At 70.9% G+C, this 6,642-nt stretch carries 5 protein-coding genes and 1 pseudogene; 2 read left to right on the top strand and 4 right to left on the bottom strand.

All coding sequences use genetic code 11. The annotated features are described in order from the left end of the window. Together Q0L11_RS11030 and Q0L11_RS11025 are read left to right on the top strand one after the other, a co-directional pair. A pseudogene (locus Q0L11_RS11030) lies at positions 1 to 182 on the top strand (hypothetical protein); the annotation flags it as partial. A 69-nt stretch (positions 183 to 251) separates the two neighbouring features. Beyond that, entirely contained in the window at positions 252 to 713 is a 462-nt protein-coding gene (locus Q0L11_RS11025; protein ID WP_296597279.1) for a hypothetical protein, read from the top strand. Here the strand turns inward: Q0L11_RS11025 and Q0L11_RS11020 are convergent. From Q0L11_RS11020 to Q0L11_RS11005, 4 genes are all read right to left on the bottom strand, one after another. Beyond that, entirely contained in the window at positions 656 to 2,197 is a 1,542-nt protein-coding gene (locus tag Q0L11_RS11020; protein WP_296597277.1) for a YifB family Mg chelatase-like AAA ATPase, read from the bottom strand. The genes Q0L11_RS11025 and Q0L11_RS11020 overlap by 58 nt on opposite strands. 136 nt (positions 2,198 to 2,333) lie before the next feature. Further along, complete coding sequence (gene gshB, locus Q0L11_RS11015) at positions 2,334 to 3,281, bottom strand: glutathione synthase (RefSeq protein WP_296597276.1); 948 nt, start codon at positions 3,279 to 3,281, stop codon at positions 2,334 to 2,336. Between the two features lie 79 nt (positions 3,282 to 3,360). Beyond that, positions 3,361 to 5,004 (bottom strand): hypothetical protein, encoded by a 1,644-nt coding sequence (locus Q0L11_RS11010; RefSeq protein ID WP_296597274.1) that lies wholly within the window; start codon positions 5,002 to 5,004, stop codon positions 3,361 to 3,363. Next, the gene (locus tag Q0L11_RS11005) at positions 5,004 to 6,443 is read right to left on the bottom strand and encodes an MBOAT family protein (protein ID WP_296597273.1); all 1,440 of its coding nucleotides are present in this window, start codon (positions 6,441 to 6,443) and stop codon (positions 5,004 to 5,006) included. The genes Q0L11_RS11010 and Q0L11_RS11005 overlap by 1 nt, the downstream gene beginning before the upstream one ends. Positions 6,444 to 6,642: the final 199 nt, after the last annotated feature.

Raw genomic sequence — 6,642 nt, 5'->3', positions numbered from 1 at the left:
CCATCATGGCCCTGGCCGAAGCCCGCCGCGCCATCGTCGAGACCCACAAGGAACTGAGCGTCGTCCAGGGCCAGATCGGCCTGGGCGCGATCAGGATGGCCGGCGAAGCGGGCGACAAGCCGCCGCCGCAAGGACTGGAGACCGATCGCGTCCGGATGCGGAGCCTGCGCATCGCCTCGTAAGCCCAGGTTCAAACTCTCGGTCGCATCTGCCAGAGTGCGGCCCTCGGTGAGCCCGGGGGCCGCTTTCTTTTGACCGCCTATCAGCTTCCTCCATTCGTCTGGCCGACGGCGCTGATGATCGTCTGCGGCCTGGCTGCCTGGCGCGGGCGCGACCTCGAGCGGCTATCGGCGGGCGCCTACCTGGCTGCGTGGGCTCTGAGCCTCGTCGCCTTCCGTGCCGGGACGGGTGAGACGCAGTGGGCGATCATGGTCATCGACGCAGCGCTCCTCGCGATCTTCGTGGGGGTGGCGCTGAAAACGGGGCGCTACTGGCCCCTCTTCTCGGCGGCCTTCCAGCTTCTCGCCGTCCTGACCCACATCGCCCGTGCGCTCGATGCCGGGGTCTCGGGGTGGGCGTATCAGACCGCCGGAATCATCTGGGGCTATCTGGCGATCGCGGCCATCGGCTACGGCTCGTGGACCGCGCCGCGGCGCTATGCCGAGATCGAGGCGGCCGACCCCACCGACGTTCCCGGCGCGACGCGGCGGTAGATCAGGGCCTCGGCGACGTGGACGCGGCGCACCGGGCCTGACCCCTCCAGGTCGGCGATGGTGCGGGCGAGGCGCAGGGTGCGGGTCCAGCCGCGGGCCGAGAGGCCGCCAGCTTCGGCGGCCTTCGCGAGCAGCGCGCGCGCCGGCGGGTCGAGATCGGCGATGGTCTCCAGGAAATCGCCCTCGGCCTGGGCGTTCAGCGGGGCGCCGTCGGTCCCTTGCGCACGCTCCACCTGCACCGCCCGGGCGGCCATGACCCGCGCGGAGGCCTCGGCGGTGCCCTCCGCGGGCGGGGGCAGGGCGAGGTCGGCGGCGGTGACCGGCGGGACCTCGATCTGCAGGTCGATACGGTCCATCAGCGGCCCTGAGATCCGCGCCTGGTAGTCGGTCTGGCAGCGCGGCGCGCGGCCACAGGCGCCGCGGCCGGGACCGCCATGGCCGCACCGGCATGGATTCATCGCCGCGACGAGCTGGAACCGCGCCGGATAGCGCACGTGGGCGTTGGCGCGGGCCACCACGACCTCGCCGGTCTCCAGCGGCTGGCGCAGGGAGTCGAGCGCCTGGGCGCCGAACTCGGGCAGTTCGTCGAGGAACAGCACGCCGTTGTGGGCCAGGCTGACCTCGCCGGGCTTGGCGCGGTGCCCGCCTCCGGTGAGGGCCGCCATGCTGGCCGAGTGGTGCGGACTGCGGAACGGACGGGCGCGGGAAAGCTGGCCCTTGGCGATCAGGCCGGCGACGGAATGGACCATCGAGGTCTCCAGGAGCTCGGCCGGGGTCAGCGGCGGCAGCAGGCCCGGCAGGCGCGCGGCCATCATCGACTTGCCCGAGCCCGGCGGTCCGACGAAGCAGAGGTTGTGCCCGCCGGCCGCCGCGATCTCGAGCGCGCGCTTGGCGTTCTCCTGGCCTTTCACGTCCCGCAGGTCGGGGACGCGCTCGCCGTCCAGCATGTCGCCGGCCCGTGGCGCGCTCAGCACCTGGGTTCCGCGGAAGTGGTTCACGAGCGCGATCAGCGACGGAGCGGCCAGCACCCGCGTCTCGCCCGCCCACGCCGCCTCGGGCCCGCAGGCCTCGGGGCAGATCAGGCCCAGGCCCAGCCCGCCGGCCGCCACCGCCGCGGGCAAGGCGCCGGCCACCGGGGTGATCCGCCCGTCGAGGGCCAGCTCGCCCACCGCCGCCCAGCCCTCCAGCGCGTCGGGCGGGATGATCCCCATGGCGGCCATGATCGCCAGCGCGATCGGCAGGTCGTAGTGGCTGCCCTCCTTGGGCAGGTCGGCGGGCGCCAGGTTGGCGATGATGCGCCGCGCGGGAAGGGCCAGGCCCATCCCCTGGAAGGCGGCGCGCACCCGTTCGCGGCTCTCGGACACGGCCTTGTCGCCCATGCCGACCAGGAAGAATTTCTGCTCGCCGCCGGTGAACTGGACCTGGACGTCGACGCGGACGGCCTCGACGCCCCGAAAGGCCAGGGTCACAACCCGCGCGGACATCCCCGTCACCCCCGTAGGACAGGCCATAAGTTATCCACAGCCGACCACAACGCTCGGCTCAGATCAAGAACAAAAAATGAACTTACGGGGAAAGTAAGACAATTCCGTAACTTCCGGACGTCTTTTAGAAAACAAGCTAAACCTGTGCGCGCAGGTGCTCGATCCGTTGCCACATCACGTCGGTGGCGTCGATTCCCGTGAAGCGTTTCAGAGCCACGGCGCCGGTGGGGGAGGTGACGTTGATCTCGGTCAGCCACTCACCGATCACGTCGATGCCGACGAAGATCAGGCCGCGCGCCTTCAGCTCGGGGCCGATCGTGGCGCAGATCTCGCGGTCGCGGGCGGACAGCTCCACGGGCTGCGCCTCGCCGCCGACCGCCAGGTTCGAACGGATCTGGCCCTTGGCCGGCACGCGGTTGATCGCGCCGACCGGCTCGCCGTCGACCAGCAGGATGCGCTTGTCGCCCTTTGTCACCGACGGCAGGAACTTCTGGACGATCACCGGCTCGCGGGCGAGCTCGGCGTGGATCTCCAGCAGGGAGTCCAAGTTGGGGTCGTCGGCGAGGTGGCGCGTGACGCCCGAGCCGCCCCGGCCGTTCAGCGGCTTCAGCACGATGTCGCCGTGGGTCGCGCGGAACTCGCGAATCGCCTCGCGGTCCCAGGTGATGAGGGTGGGCGGCTGCAGGCCGGGGAACTTGGTGACGAAGATCTTCTCGGGCGCGCTGCGCACCTCGGCCGGGTTGTTGACCACCAGCGTCTTCGGATGGATCGCCTCGAGGAAGAAGGTGGCGTCGATGTAGTGCATGTCGAACGGCGGGTCCTGGCGCATCAGGACGACGTCGAAGTCCGACAGTTCGACCCGGCGCACCGGGCCCGCCTTGAAGTGGTCGCCCTTGACGCGCCGCACCTCGATGTCCCGCCCGCGGGCGAACACCCGGCCGTTCTCCATGGCGAGGGAGTCGGTCAGGTAGACGAAGATCGAGTGCCCCCGCGCCTGCGCCGTCTCCATCATCAGGAAGCTGGTGTCGCCCTCGATGTTGATGCCCTCGATGGGATCCATCTGGACGGCGACCTTCAGCGACATGCGGGCGTTCCTCGGGGTTCGGACCCCGCCGACATAGGGGCTTGCGGGCGCGAGCGCCAGCGGAAGGCCCCTCTCGCCGCTACCGGTTGCGGATCCAGCCCAGCGGCAGGTGGCTGAGGGTGACGCCGCGCAGCACCAGCCGGCCACCCCGCAGCTCCACGATCGTGTCGGCCCCGTTCTGGCGCACCCGGTAGGCGTCGCCGAGGTTGATCTCGACCCGGTCGCCCTCCTGCGCGTCGAAGTCGAGCACGACGTCCGTGCCGGACTCGGCGAAGCTGTTGAAGACGTCGGCGCCCTTGCCGCCGCGGAGCACGTCGTTGTCGCGCCCGCCCGAAATCCAGTCGTCCCCCGCGCCGCCATCGACGGTGTCGCGGCCGCGCCCGCCGCGCAGGACGTCGTCGCCGCCCAGGCCCTCGATGCTGTCGTTGCCGGGCCGCCCCTGGATGTCGTCCGGCCGCCGCGTGCCCTTCAGCCGATCGTCGCCCTCGCCGCCATTGATGACGTTGCGCTCGCCCATGTAGCGCTGCCGGCGGGCGATGGAGAGATAACGGGCCCGGCTCTCGACCGCCTCGTCGATGCGGGCCGTCGCCGCCGCCGAGGGTGCGGAGGCCTCGCCCATCACCGCCGGCAGGCCGCTCTCGAGCACCTCGATGGCGACGATGTCCGGCTGGAACCGCGCGATGAGGTCGGGGCGCCAGAAGCCGTCCTGATTGTGGGCGGTGACGATCCGGCTGAAATGGCCGTAGAGGAACGGCATCAGCGCGTTCGAGAAGGAATCGACGGTCATCAGCAGGACGGGCTTGCCGGTCTGGCCGGTGTCGATGATCCGCAGGCCGTTCCAGTCGTGGCCGCTGAGGTAGGTGATCCGGACCCCCTGGGCGGTGGCGGGATCGCTGAACTGCGGGAAGTCGGGCGTGACGAAGCTAGCCACCCCCAGCATGAGCGACAGGTCGCGCGGCGTGGCCGACAGCGGCATGTCGGTCCGCTCGCTGAAGGACCCCAGCGGGCGCGGGCCCTCGGCCAAGCCCTGACGCGCCAGGCTGCGCATGAAGGCGGCATAGCCCTGGTAGGCGCCGAGGCCGGTCCAGTGGGTGTCGTAGCGGTCGTAGACGTGCAGGCCCCAGTGCGCCTGCTGGGCCAGTTGCGGGTGCGGGTAGATCACCTCTCCGGCGCCGGACGCCATGGCGAGCCGCGAGAGCATCTCGGCCGGCCGGTTGGGGTCGAGGCGGAACCAGCCGGGCGCGTGGTTGGGATAGACCGCCTCCTTCATGGGCGGCGCCAGCACCACATAGGCGCGGCCCTGGGCGCGCAACGCCTCGGTGCGGCCGGCGAGGCCGTAGAGCCAGGACCGGATCTGCGCCTCCGACAGGCCGGTGTCGCCGCGGGCGGCGGCCATGTGGCTGCCGTCGTCGCTGTAGAGCCAGCCGTCGCGGCCGACGGCGACGCGCGGCGAGCCCGAGACGCCCAGCCGATAGCGCAGGACGTTCAGGCCGGCGATCAGTTGCGTGCGGGCGGGGAAGTGGTCGGCGACCCAGGCGTCGGTGGCCTTGCGGAAGGCCGTGAGGTCGCCCGGCCCCTTCGGCCAGGCGGGCGCGGGCGCCAGGGTGCGGTTCTCCTGCAGGACCGGCGTCGGCAGCACGTACGGCAGGGCGAAGCCGCCGGCGATCACCGCCAGGGTGGCGGCGATCAGTCGGGCCCAGTGTGCGCGCGGAACGTCGGCCATCAGAACCGGAAGTACAGGAAGGGGTTGAGGGTCGTGCCCGACAGGAAGGCGATGCTCAGGACGAGGCCCAGGACGAGCACGGGGGTGGAGAGGACGTGGACGCCCTGGGTGTCGAGCCGGCGCTCCAGCGTGTGGGCCGGGTCGAGGCGCGGCGCGCGGAGGCGGTCGAGCGCCCACGACAGGGTTGGGACGGCGAACACCACGCCGGCGGCCAGGGCGGCGAGCGTCTCAGCGTCCAGCAGCACCTGGGTCGCGGTTCCGAGCGGGCGCCAGCCCTCTGCGCCGCCCATGATGGAAAGGTAGGCGAGGGCGTTCGGCAGGGTGTCGGCGCGGAACAGCACCCAGCCAACCAGCACGGCCAGCAGCGTGTAGGCGTGGCCCACGAACCGCGGGAGCGCGGCCAGCAGGCGCCCCAGGCCGAAGCGCTCGATGAGCAGGAACGCGCCGTGGTAAAGCCCCCAGGCGATGAAGGTCCAGGCCGCGCCGTGCCAGACGCCGGTGAGCAGGAAGACCACCAGCAGGTTGCGCACCGTCTTCCACCGGCCTTCGCGATTGCCGCCCAGCGGGATGTAGACGTAGTCGCGGAACCACGACGACAGCGAGATGTGCCAGCGCCGCCAGAACTCGGTGATCGAGCGGCTGGCGTAGGGGTGGTCGAAGTTCTTGGGGAAGGTGAACCCCAGCATGAAGGCCAGGCCGATGGCCATGTTCGAATAGCCGCAGAAGTCGAAATAGATCTGCAGCGAATAGGCGAAGGCGCCCAGCCAGGCCGAACCGGCATCCAGAGCCTCGGCGGGCAGGCCGAAGGCGTGGTCCGCGAGCGGGGCGACGTTGTTGGCCACCAGCACCTTCTGGCTGAGCCCGACGATGAAATACTGGATGCCCAGGCCGATCCGGCCCGTCCGGCGACGGTCGGCGTGCAGCTCCTCGACGATGTTCGCAAAGCGCACGATGGGGCCGGCGATCAGGTGCGGGAACATCAGGATGTAGGCGGCGAAGCGGGTCAGGCTCCGCTCGGCCTCGATCCGGCGCCAGTAGACGTCGGCCACGTAGCTGATGAGCTGGAAGGTGAAGAACGAGACGCCCAGCGGCAGGGCGAGATGGATCTCGGGCAGCGGCTTGCCCGGGATCAGGAGGTTCAGGTTGTGGGCCAGGAAGCCTGCGTACTTGAAGGTGGCCAGCACGCCGAGGTCGAGCACGATCAGGCCGGTCAGGATGGCGCGCCTTGGCCCAGTGACCTCGCTGGAGGCCAGCACCCGCGAGCCCGCGTAGTTGGCGAGGATCAGGGCGGCCAAGAGGAAGATGTAGGGGCCCTCGCCCCAGACGTAGAACGCCGCGCTTCCGGCCAGCAGAACGCCGGTCCGCCAACCGCTGAGGTAGTAGCCGAGCAGGAAGACCGGCAGGAAGTAGAAGATGAAGATGATCGAACTGAAGACCATCTTCGCCCGCCGCGCGCCCTACTCAGCCGATTCGTCGCGGCACTGTGGGCGAGCCGGGCGGGGCTTTGCAACCGCCGCCCGTCGCACGGACCGTCAGTTCAGCCGCAGCCTGACCCGCTCGCGCTGGGCGCGGGCGGCCAGGGCGGCGCCGCCGTCCAGGGCGGTGGCGCGTTGCAGGGCCTCCAGCGCGCCGGCCAGG

The organism is Phenylobacterium sp. (assembly GCF_024508875.1).
In the GTDB taxonomy this organism is placed as follows: domain Bacteria; phylum Pseudomonadota; class Alphaproteobacteria; order Caulobacterales; family Caulobacteraceae; genus Phenylobacterium.
This window is presented reverse-complemented; position numbering and strand designations above follow the sequence as displayed.

Bases quoted from the DNA above. Each gene is read 5' to 3' on its own strand.
- Q0L11_RS11020 (WP_296597277.1), bottom strand. From the start codon at position 2,197: ATGTCCGCGCGGGTTGTGACCCTGGCCTTTCGGGGCGTCGAGGCCGTC.
- gshB (WP_296597276.1), bottom strand. From the start codon at position 3,281: ATGTCGCTGAAGGTCGCCGTCCAGATGGATCCCATCGAGGGCATCAAC.
- Q0L11_RS11010 (WP_296597274.1), bottom strand. From the start codon at position 5,004: ATGGCCGACGTTCCGCGCGCACACTGGGCCCGACTGATCGCCGCCACC.
- Q0L11_RS11005 (WP_296597273.1), bottom strand. From the start codon at position 6,443: ATGGTCTTCAGTTCGATCATCTTCATCTTCTACTTCCTGCCGGTCTTC.